Genomic DNA, 16,180 nt, shown 5'->3' with positions numbered 1-16,180 from the left:
CAGGGTAGGCCTGCCTCTTGGATCAGAGAGGAAGGCTATGGGAGAGGAGAAACGACTTGTTGGGTCAGACAGGGTCCTGGCAGTGCTTCTTGAACTGGGGAAGCACCCCGGTGGTATCAGCCTGGAAAACCTGTCTCGTCTCATAGACAGCCCGAAGCCGACTATTCACAGGGCGCTTGCGTCCCTCCGCCGCAGTGGTTTGGCTGCACAGGATTCCCACGGACATTATCTCTTGGGCGACGATTTTTTGCGGATCGCTTTCACTCATCACGAGGCACGCCCTGATCATGTGCGGGCACAACCGATCCTGCAGCAGCTGTCGGACCGCTTCGGCGAAACTGTTCATTACGCGGTCCTGGAAGGGCGAGAAGTCGTTTACCGTTCAAAAGTGGACCCGCCCAGTGGCGCCATGAAGCTGACCTCAGTCGTTGGAGGCCGTAATCCAGCCCATGCAACCGGGGTTGGAAAGGTGCTGCTGGCCTATACCCTTCCGGACATCGACTCCATCACTGAATGGATTGGTGACCGGCCCCTAGCCAGGCCTACGCGAAACACGTTGGTTCAGCCAATGGAACTCCACGCAGCCTTCAAGCAGATTCGTGAGCAAGGCTACGCCGTGGACGACCAGGAAAACGAGCCAGGACTGAACTGCATAGCCTTACCTGTGCACTTTGCGTCACCGACGAAACCAAGCGGTGCAATTAGTATCAGCGCTCTTGCACACCGGACGCCCTTGAGGCATCTAGTTGACGACCTGGATGCCATCCGCGCCATTGTTTCCGGCCGACCGCACGCGGGCACCGCCGCCTGACATTTGAATACCCAGCCATAATCTGCCCCACTAAACAGGAGTTAATGAGAAATGTTCCTCATGCGCATCGGCCCGGCCGGCGAAGAGAAGCCCGTTGTCCGCATCGATGAAGATACTTACGTAGACGTCTCCGACGTCGTCATTGATTTCAACGAAGAGTTCTTTGGCCAAGGCAGACTGCCAGAGTTGGCCGACTTGGTCGCCGACCGGAAAGCAGCTGGCGCCGTATCTGCTTTCGCCGGGGAAAGGATCGGCTCCCCTATTGCCCGACCGCATCAGATCCTGTGTATCGGGCTGAACTACAGCGATCATGCTGCTGAAACCGGCCAAGACGTGCCCGCTGAGCCCATTCTGTTCACAAAGTCACCCAACACCCTTGTGGGTCCCTACGATGATGTCCGGATCCCGAGGGGCTCGACAAAACCAGATTGGGAGGTGGAGTTGGGCATTGTCATCGGCCAACGCACAAGCTATCTCAACTCGGTTGAAGAAGCCGCAAACGCTATTGCCGGCTACGTTTTGGTGAACGACGTCAGTGAGCGCGCATTTCAGATGGAACGAGGGGGTCAGTGGGCAAAGGGGAAGTCAGCCGAGACGTTCAATCCGTGTGGCCCTTGGTTGGCCACAGCCGACGAGATCCAGGACGTGAAGAACCTGGACATGTGGCTCAACATCAACGGGCAGCGTCGACAGACGGGGTCAACTTCCACCATGATTTTCGATCCGCACTTCATTGTTCATCACCTAAGCCAATTCATGGTTCTCGAGCCAGGCGACCTTATCAACACCGGCACCCCGCCCGGCGTCGGCATGGGCTTCACTCCCCCGGTATGGCTCCAGCCTGACGACGTCATGGAACTCGGTATCAGCCAGCTTGGACAGCAGCGTCAACAAGTCATCGGCGCACGCTGACAATGCGGGCATTCATCGTCACCGGGCCGGGCGAAGCCGAAGTACAAGACATTGAGGCGCCCCGGGCCGGACCAGGCCAAGTGGTTGTGGATGTCAGCCGCGTCGGCGTGTGCGGCACAGACATTGAGCTCTTCACTGGCGAAATGGCATACCTCAAAGAAGGATTTGCAGCCTATCCTATCCAGCTTGGCCATGAGTGGTGCGGGACCATTGCCGCCGTCGGTGAAGGAGTAAGCAGCGAGCTTGTGGGAAGGAGAACCACCGGCGACACGATGCTCGGCTGCGGTTCCTGCCGTCGATGCCGGACAGGAAGGCATCACGTCTGCGACCTACGCTACGAAGTGGGAGTCCGGAACGGTTGGCCAGGGGCGTTGGCGGAGCAGCTTGCAGTGCCTGCGAACTCTTTGCATCTACTCCCCGATTCTGTCGATGACACTGCCGGGGCCATGGTCGAACCCGGTGGAAACGCGCTGCGCGCCGTTCAGGCAGCCAATCTTCAACCCGGAGACCGCGTGCTCATCACGGGCGCTGGCACGATTGGCCTCCTGACTGGGATGTTTGCCATGGCAGCGAAAGCGGAGGTTCACCTCTTGGGACGGTCTGCATCTTCACTCGAGTTCGCCCGGACTTTTGGCTTCGCGGGTGTTTGGTCAGGAGCTGATCTTCCTGATCTGCCCTACGACGCGGTCATCGATGCCTCCAACGCGCGCACACTCCCCGCCGAGGCAGTCAGACTTGTGGAGCCCGGCAAACGGGTGGTCTTCGTGGGTTTGTCCGGGGCTCCGAGCCACGTCGACACCCGTGATTTAGCCTTGAAGGACGTCACTGCAGTTGGAATCCTCGGAGCGTCAGCTGGCCTAGCCGAAACCATCAGGCGTTTTGCTGACGGTTCCGTTGACCCCCGGCCCCTGGTTCACTCCACGGTCGGGCTTGGAGGACTCGTTGAAGGATTTACCGGCAAGAGGTCGCCGCAGGCCGGCAACGGCCCCAAACTCCACGTTGATCCGCGACTGCCCTAGGACAGGCTGCGGCGCCTAGACTCAAGAGAGACACAATGCCAGTACAAGCGCGTGCAGCTACCGTAAACCGAGACATGCTAGGGGAAGGCATCCTCTGGGACGACCGAACCCAGGAAATCGTGTGGGTCGACATCCTCAAGGGAGCCATCAACCGGGGAATGCTCCTTGATGACGAAGTCACAGTTAAATCAACAGTCACCCTTGACGGCTATGTGGGGGCAGTAGCCCTTTCCGAGGACGGCGGAATGATCGCCGCAGGAACTCGTTCGCTGATCTCAATCTCAGCTGAGGGAGCGGTCTCCACCGGGCCGGATCTTCTGGGCGACCGGACTGACGTCCGATGGAACGACGGCGCAGTGGATCCTCACGGACGTTTTGTTGTTGGATCCCTTTCATTGAAAGATCCTGACAGACAGGAAATTCTTCTCCGAATTGCTCCAGATGGCCGTCGCGAGGTTCTTCGTTCAGGGATCTCCCTGTCCAACGGAGTAGCTTTCTCCCCCGACGACCAAACTATTTATCACGTCGACAGTCTCACTGGGACGGTCAGCTCGCATTCATATGGTCCAGGAGACTTTGACCAGCATGAAGCCTGGACCACTGTAATTGCCGACTTTGAAGGGATTCCCGATGGGCTTACAGTCGACGCCAACGGCAACCTTTGGATTGCTGAGTGGGGCGTCGGTGCCGTGCGTCAATTTACGCCCGACGGTACCGTTCTGAAAGAAGTGAATGTAAACGCCGCCCAGACAACGTGTCCTGGCTTCGTGGGGGTAAACCTCGATGTACTCGCCATCACTTCAGCTACCACCGGGCTGGCGCATCCCGAACGCGATGAATCCGGCTTCCTGCACCTTGCGAACCCTGGTGCTACTGGCCGTCAAACACCGCGCTGGGCAGGATCGACTCGGTCCCCTTACTGGAACCCCTAGCAGAAATCTAGGCGGCTGGGATGCCCCGCGTCTCATTGACGATAGCTCGAATTGTGGGGACTTCAGCAATCAATTTCTCGAGTGGGAGCCGAAAAGCCAGAGCACTGACGCTTACGGCTCCCATTTGGGACGTTCCGAGGTCAGCCAGGACTGCGACACAATTCAATCCGATCTCATTTTCCTGGTCGTCGACGGCGTAGCCGCGGTTGCGGGTCGCTTCAAGCTCAGCCCAAAGTGCGGGGACGGTGGTGATGGAACTGGGGGTCCGAGCCTCCAGGGGTTGACCTCTCAGCCACTCCACCAGTTCCGCCTCACTGTGCAGTTCATGACTTAGGAGCATCTTGCCCACGGCCGTTCGGTGGGCGGGGTTGCGCCCCCCCACCTCTGAGGTCAAGCGGACAGAACCTACAGCCGGGTCTACTTTGGCGCGGTATACGACGTCGGTACCCGACAGAACTGCGAAATGTGCGGTCTCCCCATACTGCCGCGCCAGCTTCTGCAACGCAGGTTCGATGCGTATCGCATCAGGTTTAGCGGCATGATGGCGGAAGGCCAGGCGGATGAACTCGTCGCCTAACGCGTAAACTCCGCGAGACACCTGATCCGCCAGGCCGGCTCGGCGAAGCGAGGAAAGTGCCCTGTGGACGGTCGGCTTGGAACTTTGCAGCCTCTGAGCCATCTCATCCAGGGTAGCCCCTTGGGGGTGGCCCGCGAGATCTATGAGCACAGCCAGCACTCGATCGGCTCCAACTAGCTTCTCTTCCTCGCGTTGCTCGCTCATCCAACTCTCCGAACCATTTGTCGATTATTGGAATATCATACCGCGCTTGTAAATGGGTCACATCTAGATAAATTCCGTTTATTCGAATAATGTTCGAATAGTTTGACCGAAAGTTGGGATGCTCATATAGTTGCCTTGCCCACGGAAGGGACCAACAGAAGGAAGCACATGTACTACGGCGGCGACTACAACCCGGAGCAGTGGCCAGAAGATGTCTGGCACGAAGATGTGCGTCTCATGCGCGAGGCCGGAGTGACGATGGTGAGCCTAGGCATCTTTGCTTGGGCTCGAATTCAAAGGGACGAAGGGACCTACGATTGGGGATGGTTGGACCGCATCGTCAATTTGCTTCACGAGAACGGCATCAACGTCAATATGGGAACCGCCACCGCCTCACCACCCCCTTGGGCAACTACCAAGTACCCCGAAATCTTGCCGCAAGACGCTGACGGAACGACATATGGGCCTGGAAGCCGTCAACACTATGCTCCTACGTCCCCCGTGTACCGCCGCCTAGCAGCTGAGTTGGTCCACGAACTCGCGACCCGCTACGCCAATCATCCGGCAGTTGTGATGTGGCACGTCAACAATGAGTATGGCTGCCATGTGAACTATGACTACTCTGACAATGCCCGGGATGCTTTCCGCGTTTGGTTGCGGGCCAAATACGACACGATCGACGCTCTAAACGAGGCGTGGGGAACAGCCTTCTGGTCTCAGATCTACACCTCTTTCGATCAGGTTCTTCCTCCTCGCAAAGCCCCCTACAGCCTCAATCCAGGTGGCGCCCTTGACTTCAAGCGGTTCACGTCAGACGCCTCACTCGAGCTGTACGTTATGGAGCGCGACATCATCCGCGCTGCAGGAGCAACACAGCCCATTTCTACCAACTTCATGGGGGCCTTCCCCCCGTTGGACTACTGGCGATGGGCCGAAGAAATCGACGTCATCACCAACGACAATTACCCTGACCCCAACGACCCTCAGTCTTTCCGCTCTTCAGCCTTTGCACTTGACCTCATGCGTTCGCTCAAACCCGGAGTACCTTGGATCTTGATGGAACAGTCCACGGGTGCGCTCAATTGGCGCCCCTCGAACGCTCCGAAGGCACCCGGTCAGATGGAGGCCCTCTCGGCTCAGGCTATCGGCCATGGCGCAGACGGAGTCCTGTTCTTCCAATGGCGGCAATCAAGGCGAGGCAGCGAGAAGTTTCATTCCGCCATGCTTCCTCAAGCAGGGACACTGACGCGAAGTTGGCGTGAGGTGACCACCCTGGGTGAGACGCTTGGACACTTCCCCCAACTTGCCCCGGAAAGCAACGCAAAGGTTGGCGTGCTCTTTGACTGGGAAAATTGGTGGGCCCTGAGTCACGGTGACCAGCCGGTTGCCCTGGACTACGGTCGCTTGGTGCAAAGATGGCACGCAGCCCTGCATGCGCAACACATTTCGATCGACATCGTTAAGCCGACGGCTAACCTTTCTGCCTACTCCCTCATTGTGGTCCCACAGCTGTACCTGCTAAGTGACGAAGCTTCGCGGAATATCACGTCATACGTCCACAACGGCGGTCAATTGCTTGTGTCAGCATTTACGGATGTCGTGGATGAGGACGATGCATTCCGGGAAGGTGGTTACCAGGTCGGGCTACGGCAGGTTTTGGGAGTAACTGTCGAGGATTTTGGGGCACTTGTAGCCCCCGCCAGCGATTCTTCCCTCTGGTCTGTCGGCGACTCACCCAAGGCCGGATCCGGAATCGGGCCTGGTCAATCGCATGCGTCACTGACCGGGCCATTCGGCACTCTACGCGGCGAGTACTTTGCCGAAGAACTGCGGGTTCTCACTGCCGATGTCATCGCGACCTTTGATGATGGCCGCCTCCAGGGTGCGCCAGCAGCAACCCACCAAGTCTTTGGCGCAGGTCGAGCAACGTACCTAGCAACTATCCCGGACGATTCAGGCATGATGTCCATCACGTCGTGGGCATTGGCTGAAGCTGGAGTTCGACCGGAACTCGATGGCCTATCTCCGTGGGTGGAGGTCGCTCGACGTGGCGATGTTCTTACATTGATCAATCATGGTGCCGAAACCACAAAAGTCAAAGCAAGTGGACAAGACCTTCTCTCCGGGGAACCCGTGGAGGATGTAGAACTTGAGCCGTTCGAATGGATCATGATTCGCTCCAGCGAAGATGCAGACGCTGAATACTGAGGAATGCCCCACAACAACTCTGGATGTAGGCCTAATTATGCGATGGACAGAACGGGGACCTCGGACCTTCGAGATATGCACTGACGTCCTGGCTGTCCGCGTAGAGGACATCGGCGCCCGCATTGCCTCTATTTTCCACAGGCAATCGGGCATTGAACTGCTTGCCGGGGCGGATTGGGAGGGCGTGGCGGAAGCGGATGACAATACCGACGCGGGGGAAGAGTATTGGCTGCGCAGATTCGCGGGCGGTTGGCATGTAATGATCCCTCACGCTGGGGAACCATTGTTAGTCGACGGCGTGGCGCACCCATTCCATGGAGAGGCGCCACGACGACGCTGGAGCGTCGAGTTCGGCGAGACCCGCATTCGGGCGATCGTGGACCTTGAAACCGTGCCTCTACAGTTGGTCAGGACAATCGAAGTCCATGCATCATCGGTGAGCGTGCAACAAGAGGTCCGAAATTTGGGAAATGCTTCGGTGCGCTTCGGATGGGTTGAACATCCCGTCCTGAGCGGGAGGTTACTAGACGGCCAAGAGCTGCGATTTGGCATGGCTGCAGATCGGTCCACCTTCGTGGTGCCGTCGCCAGGATCCGGGTTTACCGATGTCGCAGGAAGCAATGGGCGTTGCTTGGTCGAACTGCCCCTATTGGGCGAAGTATTAAGGTTGGGCTGGGACGCCGAGGTCTTACCCAACGCTTATGTCTGGCAGGAGCGCCGGCACTCTTCCGGAAGCCCATGGTACGGGCGTGTTGACGGGGTGGGAATTGAGCCTGCCTCGCATCCCTCGGGTCACGCGCCGGTTGGGCTCGGTCCCCATATCCTCGAACACGGCGGAAGCCTCGCCGCGATGACACGCCTGGAGTTGGCGCCGATGAATGGCGCGCCTTAGCCGACGTTACGTGGATTAACACGGTCCGCTCGGCCGAGTTGCCACGCCTGTTCCAATTAAAGGAACTTATTTCCATATGTGTTGACGCTAGCCGCTTCTGTCACTAGCGTCGTGGTGAGGTAAAGCACTTCATTCTTTATCGTCTTTTCGGAAGAAGAACACCACCCATCGAACGCCAGAGGCTCATTCCCAGCAGCCGACTGCTCGTTCAAGATGACGGTCCGGACGAATTCTCTTGGATCTACCCAACCCGAAAATTCCCACCTTGAAACCATCGATGATGCTGGAGAAACTATGAAACTACTGCTCTCTGCGGCCCTCACCGGAGCCCTGGTCCTAGGCGCCGCTACGCCGTCGGCCGTTGCGGCCGAAACTGCTTCCCAATGCGGGCCAAACATGCCAGGCGGACCCTTTGCTATCGACGCGACCTGCGTTGATCCCTCCTATGGCAAACCTGTCATCGACAACAGAACAAGCGTTGATGGGCTCTTGTTAGTTGAGGGGCATTTCGAGGGGCCCGGAACAAAATTCCGGATCTTCCTACCGCCAAAAAACCAATGGGAGGGTCGCTTCTTTCAGTTCACCTACCCCATCAATGGCCAAGAGCCTGCTGACAATGTTCAATTCGGGGCAGCTCATGGCGGCTATACGGTGCAGACTGACGGAGCGCTCGGGTACCGGCACAGCGCGGCAGCGGCCAAATTTAGCAGGACAGTCGCAGCGGATTACTACGGGGTGAAACCCAAAACCATCAATGGATATCTCTATGGGTGGAGCGGTGGCTCGTACCAAACTGTTGGCGCCATTGAGAATACCCGGGAGGTCTGGCAGGGGGCCGTTCCTATTGTTCAGGGCATCCCAACATCATCGGCCGCCAACTTCACCAGCAGGGCATTTGCGGCTTTCGTTCTTCAAGACAAGAAAGAACAGATCGTTGATGCCCTCCGCCCAGGCGGCAGCGGGGACCCATACTTAGGGCTGGACGACGTCCAGAAGGCTGCCTTGAAGGAAGTCACACAACTGGGCCTTCCACTGGAGTCTTGGGAGGATTTCGACTATGTCGCCAATCCCGGCGGCCTGCCTTCGACTACGGGCCTGATTCAGGGATTCGACGCGACGTATGTTGAAGACTTCTGGACGAAGCCTGGTTATCTCGGCACTGAAGATTCGTCCCTCGGTGCGCTCTTCCGCGCAGCTCTAGCCCAAGACCCGAGCCGGCGAAGCCACCTCGCCTACATCGCCAACCACCGATACACCCTGCCTCCGCAAGAAAGCGCCATCCCCGGGTTCGATCAGTACAGAGGTCCCGACGGGTCGCCGTCGTACCCCCAGCGGGCTTTCACCCCTGGTCCGTTCCTTGCCAATTTGGTGTCTGGCGGAGCCTCCTTCAGCGGCAAAATCACAGGCAAGGTCATCGCTCTTGATTCGACACTGGACTCGGATGCCTTTCCCGTACACGCTGATTGGTACGCGAAACGAGTGCAAGCCGCCATGGGTAAGGAAACCAATGACTCATATCGGCTTTGGTACACAGACAACTCCGATCACGGCCCATTCAATAGGGCCGGTCAGTCCACTCGGTTGGTTGGTTACATGCCAGTCATCTATCAGGCGCTTGAAGACGTGTCCGCTTGGGCCGAACAAGGCATAGCACCCCCAAGCTCCACCCGATATGGCGTTACAAAGGATAGCCAAATTACGCTGCCGGACAATGCCGCCGTCCGGGGTGGAATCCAGCCAACTGTGGAACTTTCCGGGCGCGGGAACACCGACCGGATTGAGGTCGCCGCAGGGGCCCAGTTCGACCTTCAGGCGAAGATCAAAGTGCCCCCGCATGCAGGAAAGATCGTTTCCGTCGAGTGGGACTTCGACGGCGATGGAACTTTTGAGTCGGCATCATTTACCGCGAACAAGGAAACGCTTGTGGTGCAGGCCAGTCACACGTTCAGCTCGGCCGGAACGTACTTTCCGAGTATCCGTGTGGGTTCGCAGCGGGAGGGCGACGCGGCAGATGAATTCAGCACCGTTCAAAACCTTGACCGGGTGAGGGTCGTCGTCTCGGCACGATGACTCATCCAGCCCAAGAAATCGCGTGTACTGCGGATGAAAACCGGTGCACTCACCGGGGCGGTGGACCGCCCCGGGCTCGCGTAGAGCGATGAAAGTGTCAACGCGCTGGCCGGAGACGATAGCTCCGGCCAGCGCTATGGCGCTGACCCATCTTTCCAACATCGCTGTCACTCGATAGACGCGAATTTCTTGGTTCTCTGTGCCGCACACACCCCCGCGCGTGCGTCGGCCCGAACGGCCAGCCTTGCCGGATCGTCACATAGAGAGCGGAGGGCCCACCAGCAATGACCCTGAACCCGTACCCCCACAACCAAACAGGCGACCCGCGGCGCCAGGCACACCCAGCGGCCAGTGTCAGAGGGACCTGACCAACCAGAATGTACACACGTTAAAGCAAGAACCCCCTCTCACGAGGGGGTATGCCGTGCCCGAGGTGGGACTCGACGGGATTCCAGGCCTTGCGGACACTGGGAAGTGGCGGAAACATGCGGAATCCAGGGCCGTCCGGGGGCTGAACGAGTCGGTCCGAGGTGGAAAGTGTGGACATTGTCCGCACTTCTTTTTGCTGGATCGAACACCGAAAAAGGGGCACTTGACGCGTCCCTCGCACTCATAGCCTGCGCCAGTAAATCGGCGCTGCCGCCTCCGCAGTTTTCCTGCTGGACGGCACCTCTTGGTCCGCGTGAAGTCTCCGGTAGGATGAGGCTCCGACGCCCACGGCATGACTCCCTCCGGTCGATAGAACAACCCAGAACGCGACGGCACTCAACCCGCCAGAACGATGAATAGCTCGACACAGTAGCTGCACCTCCTTCATCTATTTCATGGCGGAGACGACATAGAGCATCATGACAAGGCCTCCCGGCCGGGGCCGACGACAGAACGTCCATTATCGGCGTTGAAATAACGGGAGTAGAAGTAGCTGCGAGGACTCTCGTCCCCTGACGAATCCGGCGTTTCCGCAGCTCAAGCATCGTCACGCCACCGCCTGAGCTACGCACTCTGGACTGCGGCGTCGACAACGCCGCAGGTGACAAGCGCGGTGCCCCTACTCGCCGGCCGGGAGGCTCAGATCCATGAGAGACCGTTGCTGCCGGCCACTGGCATCAAAATTTCCTGGTTCGAGCCATGCACGGAATGCCTTGCCGATCTCAAGCCATTCCGAGTCAATGATGGAATACCACGCCGTATCTCGGTTGCGCCCTTTATAAACTACAGCCTGCCGAAAAATACCTTCGAAAGTGAAGCCAAGTCGCTTAGCCGCTCTTCTCGATGGTGAATTGAGACTGTCGCACTTCCATTTATAGCGGCGGTAGCCCAGCCCCTCAAAAACATAGGACATCAACAGGAACTGTGCCTCGGTGGATAATGGGGTTTGCTTGAGCTGCGGCGAGAACACGACGTAACCAACTTCTATGACTCCGTTGGCCGGGTCCTGCCGCATCAGCGCAAATGTACCCACCGCCTGATCGGTCTTGCGGTCCACAACGGCAAAGTGCATCGGATCGTCTGACTGCGTCATGGCCGCTACATAGGTTCTGTAATCCTCTCGGTCAGCGAAGTACCCGGTGGGCATGTATGTCCAGTCGCGGCCATCAGCGGCAAGAGAATAGGCGGAATAGAGGTCATCCGCATGGCGATCAGCACTTAGCGCCTCGATTCGACAGAGCCTGCCCTCCAGAGTGACGCGTGCAGGCAACGGACGAGTGGTCCATCCGGGCACCAACTGTCCGATGGGCTGGCCATCTTCGTTCATTGAGTAGATATCCTTTGGTCTTGATCTTGGCATCGCAAAATCCGATGCCGCTCCCTTTTGCGTCTCGATTCCAGATGTTTAGTACATGCTGCCCTTGTTGAGTCACGGGCTAAGCGCTCGACCGCAGCCACCGCTCCAAGGGCGCAGGTATCGTGTGCTGGACAGTGACGAGTACGAACGGTGACGGAAACCAAGAAGGCCGAAATTCGTCTCCGATTCGGATTCACTATTTATTGTTGTGAAACTGCTGCACACGTAGGGACCGGATTCGCGCCGGAGTCATTCTCGGAACAAAGACGCATCTTCCATGCGGTTGGATCCTTGGGAGGTCCCGAAAAGGTCGTTTGGGGTGGCCAATCGGTGCAGTATGGCCCATAGTACCTCCCGTCGGTGAACGGGAGCGGGTCTACGAACTGGCTGTGACATCACCGTCTGAGTTGACGGTGACGGTGACGGTGACGGTGACGTCAGGAGTGTAGCCATACTGAGTCGTTGCCGTGTCGAGGCGGCGGTTCCGATGAACCGGACGCCATGTGGAGTTCCGCACGGCCTCTATCGTCGACCTTCCCTGGTTCTTCAAAACTCCCAGTTGTCAGCGGTGCTTAGATCCTCGGGCACCGCTCTTCTCCGAAAGGCTCGGACTTGGGTGTCCACAGCCTAGAACAAGTCCAGCTGTGACCAGGGTCGGCAAGTCTCAGAGGGTTCGGGGCACTTTTTTGGTGCTGGGGGACATTTTTAGGAATTCAGTCAAAACCTGGCCCATCGGACGGGGTAGTTCATTGGGTTCTTAGCGGAGCCTTCCGTTGATGTCCGAGATAGCGCTGGCCACGGCCAGTACCGTGTCGCGCGCGTCGGGCTGCCAGGCGAGCCACAGGGTGATGGCGGACTGCAGACCCGTGAGGGGCCGCCAGTTCCAGTCTGGAAGTTGACGTCGTGCCACGGCCTCACCACAGAACACCGCGTCGGCGCACACGGCCTGTGCACATGCTCTAGCATGTTCGGCGAAGCGCCCGTAGCTCCATAGCACGACTGTTTCGGAATCCTCAATTTCGCGAATAGCGAGGTCGTGAGCAGCAGGCACTTGGCTTTGCTCCCGCGCAAGTATCCGTAGGCCCGAGAGATCGGAAAAGACCAATTCTTTCTTCGCTGACAGCCGGTGGCCGGGAGCGACCGCGATACCGAAAGGACGGGGAACTTTCGACAGCTTCAGCCGTCGCAGATTGTCCGGAGGGCGCTGATTGATAAGCATCAAGTCAATTCGTCCGTCGCGGCTGACGCGAAGCTGGTCCGCGGTAAACGCTTCATAGATTTGAAGGGGAACGTTTGGGATGGCCGTGCGCAATGCCGAAATAAGGTCGAGGAACCACCGCTCCGACACCGTAGGAGGGACCCCCACGACCACAGGCTGTTCGCGGCGGATGCTCGAGGCCACGACTTCGCGGGTTGTCGACTCAAGCCGAAGAAGCTGCCGCCCGTGGACGATCATGGCCTCTCCAGCTGGAGTGGGGGAAACCCCCTTGGGTGTCCGCTCAAACAGCTGCTGTCCGATATCCCGTTCTAGGTCGGCGATCTGACGACTCAGTGCGGGTTGACTGATGTGCAGTTTCTGGGCAGCATGCAGGAAGGAGCCTTCCTCGGAGACTGCGAGGAAGTACCGGATATGTCGTAGCTCCATCGAACCCGCTCCTCGGAGGTTATCGCCGCTGTGCGCATGCACCGATTCGTCGTCCGGTCGCACAGGCAACAAATCACGGTAGTAGCTTCGGAAAAAGATGGCCCAGAGGTATTGCGGTCGCTCCCGTCTGTTGTCCTGGACCTGCCGATCGAGACAACACTCACTCCGCTGACGCACGAGGCAGCCATCGACGCAATCGGTGCGCTGGAGCGAACCAGGCGCCGCGATTCTTTCGGGACGTGATCACGCTTCTCTCAGGCGGTGATCACGACTTTAAGTTGACCGATGTCCGGAGTGAACGCGGTCATGAACGCCTCGGCCGCCTCGTTTGCAGGAAATGTATGCGTCACGTAATCACCTGCGAGTTCAGGATGCTTCCCGAGGTAGGCATCCGCCAATGCCAGGACTCGCCGGCGATCCAGAGTTACCCCCGATCGCAGCGTGAGATGCTTCCGCAGCATCCAGTCCATATTGATGGGATAGTAATTGTCGTCTGGAATGCCGAAGTAGTAGATCTGTCCGCGTGGACGGACGGCCTGGATTGCGTGATTGAGCGTGCTGGTTTGATGTCCAATAGCTTCGACAATGACCTGGGGACGCTCTGAGTTCCGGTCGTCACCAAGCCACCCGTTCCGGGTATTCGAGCTCGCTACTCCAAGCTTTGCCGCCCATGCGCCACTCGAGAGAAACTGCGGATCATCAACACCAAACTTGGCGGCTATATCGCGGCGGTCGATTCTGTCTACGCCTGTCACTTTACCGGCGCCAGCATTTTTGAGGACATGACTAAACAACACACCAATGGGCCCTTGCCCCAGTACCGCGCAGTGCTGTTCCCGAACATCACCAAGAAGCTCGCACGCGTATATGACGCAGGCAAGAGGCTGTAAAAGCATCGCCTGTTTGGGGTCCAGCGAGGAGTTATATTTATACAGTCCCTCACCGTTGGAGATCACGTACTCCTGCAAACCGTCGCATTGGGAAGCCCAACCAACAACGCGATCACCTACCCTGTGATGTGGGGATCGGCTAAAGACGACTTCGCCCACAATTTCGTGGACGGGACCACCTGGTATCGCGCCTTTGCCAGTTCCCCACGGATCGGGATCGCCCCGGTAGAAGGGGCCGTCACTGCCACACATCCCCGCAGCCAAGAAGCGGAGCAACACGTGCCCCTCAGGCACGTCGCTCTCTACCGGCTCGGCGATGTTGACTGTCTCGAAGGAATAAGGTGCGCTGAGAACTTTCGCCCACATCTTTGCCTGCTCACATCCTCTATTTTCTCGAACTGCTAATGCCCGTAAACTCTGCTTGCCCATTTTCGTCAGCGCAGCGGAAGAAATCGCGAGTAAGGACACGTTCTTGTGCCGACTGCGGTAGAGGGCCGAACTTGCGCAACCGGTTATTTGGCTCGCGGCAAGAAACAGCTGCATCACCTGGCAAGGGAGAACTTGACTGCGGCTTCCCCGCCGCAGCGCAACCCCCGAACCAAACACCTGAATAACATTGTTCAGATACTTTGTTGCTATGTCAACGCTGCATAATCAATGTTCTGCTCTGGAGCTGGCATCCGTGGACGCCAACTCACGGCGCCGCGTCGCTAACGGCGGCCCACTGCTGGGCGGCCTTTTTGGCGAACGGGATGCTCCGCGCGCCAGGCTGGATGCGGGGAGGGCCGGCCTCCCCCGCGCTGCCCGTCGCAGACATTTGTGACTCGAATTCGGACGACTGGGCCGGTGCCCTTCTCTCAAACAGACCCTTCGCCCTCGACGGGCTGGTGGTCGGCAATGAAAGGAAGCGACCCCGCGAATGCTCCCCCAGTATCAATACCGCCGCCATTGCTACGGCGGCCCTCCCTCAGCAATCACCTGAAGGCGATTAGCGAAAACAGTACTTCGTCTCGTCCTGAGCGGGCCGAAGAGGCCAGTATCGTCGCCGACTACGTCATCGAAAACCTGCCGTCATACGAACCGCGGTCCAAGGCCCGCAGGCAAAGCGTAAGGTTGCCGGGAGGTCAGCATTTGCATTCAGCTCGTCTCGAAGGATGCCGGCCCGTTGCTGCAGTTCAAAGAGGCGCAGTTTTATCACTAAAACGACATACTGATCCAAGAGAAAAAAGATGAACTGATGATCGGCCGGTTCACACTGTCAGCCCAGGCTTCCCTTATAAGTCACAAGGCAAACGTAAGACTTGGCCTCCCCTGAACCGAAGTCCTCGCTTCTATAGTCCGCGGCCAAATGGGCAATGCGATGCAGTCAAACAACTGCGCCGGATTATAGGCACCGACCAACGAGCACCTCCGTTCGCCCATATGGCTGCCTGGGCGCTGCCATCCGGTCAGGGAATCAGTCGATGAGAGTCCGCCAGAGGATTGATTCCATTTCTGGATTCTCTCCACGCTTTACAAGCGCCCTGCGGAGAAGTAGCTGTCCCGTCTCCTGTAAATGATGCTTCATTGCCTGGGCTGCGAGCGTGGCGTCCCCGGCCTCGAAGGCTTCAACGATGGGCAGGTGCGCAACAAGTACATCAGTCAGCGAGCGGTCTTGGACAAGAGTGGAGGCGTCAACCAACCTGACGGCGTCCCGCAGATTTCTGATTATCTCCTTGGTTCGGATGCTGCCCTCAACATCCATCAGCAAGGCATGAAGCTGCTGATCGTAAAGTTCGAACGCGGACACTTCACCTGCTGCGGCAGCGCGCTCCATTGCGACGTATTTAAGGCGCACCGCCACGAGATCCTCTTTCCTGGCGCGGGACGTCGCTCGCCTCACCGCCGGCACCTCAAGAGCGAGCCGGATCGAGAAGATTTCAGCGATGTCGTGCGGCGTTGGGACCAGCACACGGAAGCCTCGATTACGTTCAAACCGAATCATGCCAGTTTCACCGAGGCGGAGCAGCGCTTCCCTGACCGGACTACGCGAGATGCCCAGCTCTTCGGCAAGCCGGTACACCGAATAAAGCTGGCCAGGAACAAGTGCTCCCGATCGAACTCCTTGACGCACGGCTGCGATGGTCCGCTCCGCCAACGAGTCCTGCTGTGGACCGAGCGGGGATAGACCAAGGGATTCGTCAATCGAAGTCATGACACCACTCTATAGAAATCGCCATCTAGCATGTAGCATG

The 16,180-nt window shown here is 58.2% G+C and carries 14 protein-coding genes; 8 read left to right on the top strand and 6 right to left on the bottom strand.

Annotated elements, in window-relative coordinates:
• Positions 1-37 precede the first annotated feature (37 nt).
• From LDN70_RS09415 to LDN70_RS09400, 4 genes are all read left to right on the top strand, one after another.
• The gene (locus LDN70_RS09415; RefSeq protein ID WP_223942407.1) at positions 38-811 is read left to right on the top strand and encodes an IclR family transcriptional regulator; all 774 of its coding nucleotides are present in this window, start codon (positions 38-40) and stop codon (positions 809-811) included.
• Positions 812-862: 51 nt separating this feature from the next.
• On the top strand, positions 863-1,723 hold the full coding sequence (locus LDN70_RS09410; protein ID WP_223942406.1) for a fumarylacetoacetate hydrolase family protein: 861 nt from the start codon (positions 863-865) through the stop codon (positions 1,721-1,723).
• A 2-nt stretch (positions 1,724-1,725) separates the two neighbouring features.
• Positions 1,726-2,742 (top strand): zinc-dependent alcohol dehydrogenase, encoded by a 1,017-nt coding sequence (locus LDN70_RS09405; RefSeq protein WP_223942405.1) that lies wholly within the window; start codon positions 1,726-1,728, stop codon positions 2,740-2,742.
• A gap of 74 nt (positions 2,743-2,816) precedes the next feature.
• Positions 2,817-3,674: an SMP-30/gluconolactonase/LRE family protein gene (locus tag LDN70_RS09400; protein ID WP_223942404.1), complete on the top strand. Its 858-nt coding sequence runs from the start codon at positions 2,817-2,819 to the stop codon at positions 3,672-3,674.
• 7 nt (positions 3,675-3,681) lie between these two features.
• Here LDN70_RS09400 and LDN70_RS09395 read toward each other — a convergent pair whose 3' ends face one another.
• Positions 3,682-4,455 (bottom strand): IclR family transcriptional regulator, encoded by a 774-nt coding sequence (locus LDN70_RS09395; RefSeq protein ID WP_223942403.1) that lies wholly within the window; start codon positions 4,453-4,455, stop codon positions 3,682-3,684.
• Positions 4,456-4,623: 168 nt separating this feature from the next.
• On the opposite strand from LDN70_RS09395, the gene LDN70_RS09390 reads away from it, so the two are divergent.
• The 3 genes from LDN70_RS09390 to LDN70_RS09380 all read left to right on the top strand — a co-directional run bounded on the left by LDN70_RS09390 (position 4,624) and on the right by LDN70_RS09380 (position 9,625).
• Positions 4,624-6,663 (top strand): beta-galactosidase, encoded by a 2,040-nt coding sequence (locus tag LDN70_RS09390; RefSeq protein ID WP_223942402.1) that lies wholly within the window; start codon positions 4,624-4,626, stop codon positions 6,661-6,663.
• Positions 6,664-6,700: 37 nt separating this feature from the next.
• Positions 6,701-7,555 carry an aldose epimerase family protein gene (locus tag LDN70_RS09385; protein ID WP_223942401.1) on the top strand — a complete coding sequence of 285 codons (855 nt, stop codon included), beginning with the start codon at positions 6,701-6,703 and terminating at the stop codon, positions 7,553-7,555.
• A 294-nt stretch (positions 7,556-7,849) separates the two neighbouring features.
• Positions 7,850-9,625, top strand: coding sequence for a PKD domain-containing protein (locus LDN70_RS09380; RefSeq protein ID WP_223942400.1), 1,776 nt, complete (start codon positions 7,850-7,852; stop codon positions 9,623-9,625).
• A 1,048-nt stretch (positions 9,626-10,673) separates the two neighbouring features.
• Here LDN70_RS09380 and LDN70_RS09375 read toward each other — a convergent pair.
• The 3 genes from LDN70_RS09375 to LDN70_RS09365 all read right to left on the bottom strand — a co-directional run bounded on the left by LDN70_RS09375 (position 10,674) and on the right by LDN70_RS09365 (position 13,056).
• Complete coding sequence (locus LDN70_RS09375; RefSeq protein WP_223942399.1) at positions 10,674-11,381, bottom strand: GNAT family N-acetyltransferase; 708 nt, start codon at positions 11,379-11,381, stop codon at positions 10,674-10,676.
• Between the two features lie 406 nt (positions 11,382-11,787).
• Positions 11,788-11,928: a hypothetical protein gene (locus LDN70_RS09370; protein WP_223942398.1), complete on the bottom strand. Its 141-nt coding sequence runs from the start codon at positions 11,926-11,928 to the stop codon at positions 11,788-11,790.
• A 240-nt stretch (positions 11,929-12,168) separates the two neighbouring features.
• Complete coding sequence (locus LDN70_RS09365; RefSeq protein ID WP_223942397.1) at positions 12,169-13,056, bottom strand: LysR family transcriptional regulator; 888 nt, start codon at positions 13,054-13,056, stop codon at positions 12,169-12,171.
• Positions 13,057-13,086: 30 nt separating this feature from the next.
• Here LDN70_RS09365 and LDN70_RS09360 point away from each other — a divergent pair, with 30 nt between their 5' ends.
• Positions 13,087-13,299 (top strand): hypothetical protein, encoded by a 213-nt coding sequence (locus tag LDN70_RS09360; RefSeq protein WP_223942396.1) that lies wholly within the window; start codon positions 13,087-13,089, stop codon positions 13,297-13,299.
• A gap of 11 nt (positions 13,300-13,310) precedes the next feature.
• On the opposite strand, the gene LDN70_RS09355 is transcribed toward LDN70_RS09360, so the two are convergent.
• Positions 13,311-14,489 carry a zinc-binding dehydrogenase gene (locus LDN70_RS09355; RefSeq protein ID WP_223942620.1) on the bottom strand — a complete coding sequence of 393 codons (1,179 nt, stop codon included), beginning with the start codon at positions 14,487-14,489 and terminating at the stop codon, positions 13,311-13,313.
• A gap of 913 nt (positions 14,490-15,402) precedes the next feature.
• A complete protein-coding gene (locus LDN70_RS09350; protein ID WP_223942395.1) occupies positions 15,403-16,140 on the bottom strand; it encodes a GntR family transcriptional regulator in 738 nt (245 codons plus the stop codon).
• Positions 16,141-16,180: the final 40 nt, after the last annotated feature.

The sequence above is a fragment of the Arthrobacter sp. StoSoilB22 genome, assembly GCF_019977315.1.
In the GTDB taxonomy this organism is placed as follows: Bacteria; Actinomycetota; Actinomycetes; order Actinomycetales; family Micrococcaceae; genus Arthrobacter.
This window is presented reverse-complemented; position numbering and strand designations above follow the sequence as displayed.

Excerpts from the sequence above, each read along its gene's own strand:
- LDN70_RS09415 (WP_223942407.1), top strand. The coding sequence starts at position 38 with ATGGGAGAGGAGAAACGACTTGTTGGGTCAGACAGGGTCCTGGCAGTG.
- LDN70_RS09350 (WP_223942395.1), bottom strand. The coding sequence starts at position 16,140 with ATGACTTCGATTGACGAATCCCTTGGTCTATCCCCGCTCGGTCCACAG.
- LDN70_RS09410 (WP_223942406.1), top strand. The coding sequence starts at position 863 with ATGTTCCTCATGCGCATCGGCCCGGCCGGCGAAGAGAAGCCCGTTGTC.
- LDN70_RS09380 (WP_223942400.1), top strand. The coding sequence starts at position 7,850 with ATGAAACTACTGCTCTCTGCGGCCCTCACCGGAGCCCTGGTCCTAGGC.
- LDN70_RS09375 (WP_223942399.1), bottom strand. The coding sequence starts at position 11,381 with ATGAACGAAGATGGCCAGCCCATCGGACAGTTGGTGCCCGGATGGACC.
- LDN70_RS09405 (WP_223942405.1), top strand. The coding sequence starts at position 1,726 with ATGCGGGCATTCATCGTCACCGGGCCGGGCGAAGCCGAAGTACAAGAC.
- LDN70_RS09365 (WP_223942397.1), bottom strand. The coding sequence starts at position 13,056 with ATGGAGCTACGACATATCCGGTACTTCCTCGCAGTCTCCGAGGAAGGC.
- LDN70_RS09395 (WP_223942403.1), bottom strand. The coding sequence starts at position 4,455 with ATGAGCGAGCAACGCGAGGAAGAGAAGCTAGTTGGAGCCGATCGAGTG.
- LDN70_RS09390 (WP_223942402.1), top strand. The coding sequence starts at position 4,624 with ATGTACTACGGCGGCGACTACAACCCGGAGCAGTGGCCAGAAGATGTC.
- LDN70_RS09385 (WP_223942401.1), top strand. The coding sequence starts at position 6,701 with ATGCGATGGACAGAACGGGGACCTCGGACCTTCGAGATATGCACTGAC.
- LDN70_RS09400 (WP_223942404.1), top strand. The coding sequence starts at position 2,817 with ATGCTAGGGGAAGGCATCCTCTGGGACGACCGAACCCAGGAAATCGTG.
- LDN70_RS09355 (WP_223942620.1), bottom strand. The coding sequence starts at position 14,489 with ATGCAGCTGTTTCTTGCCGCGAGCCAAATAACCGGTTGCGCAAGTTCG.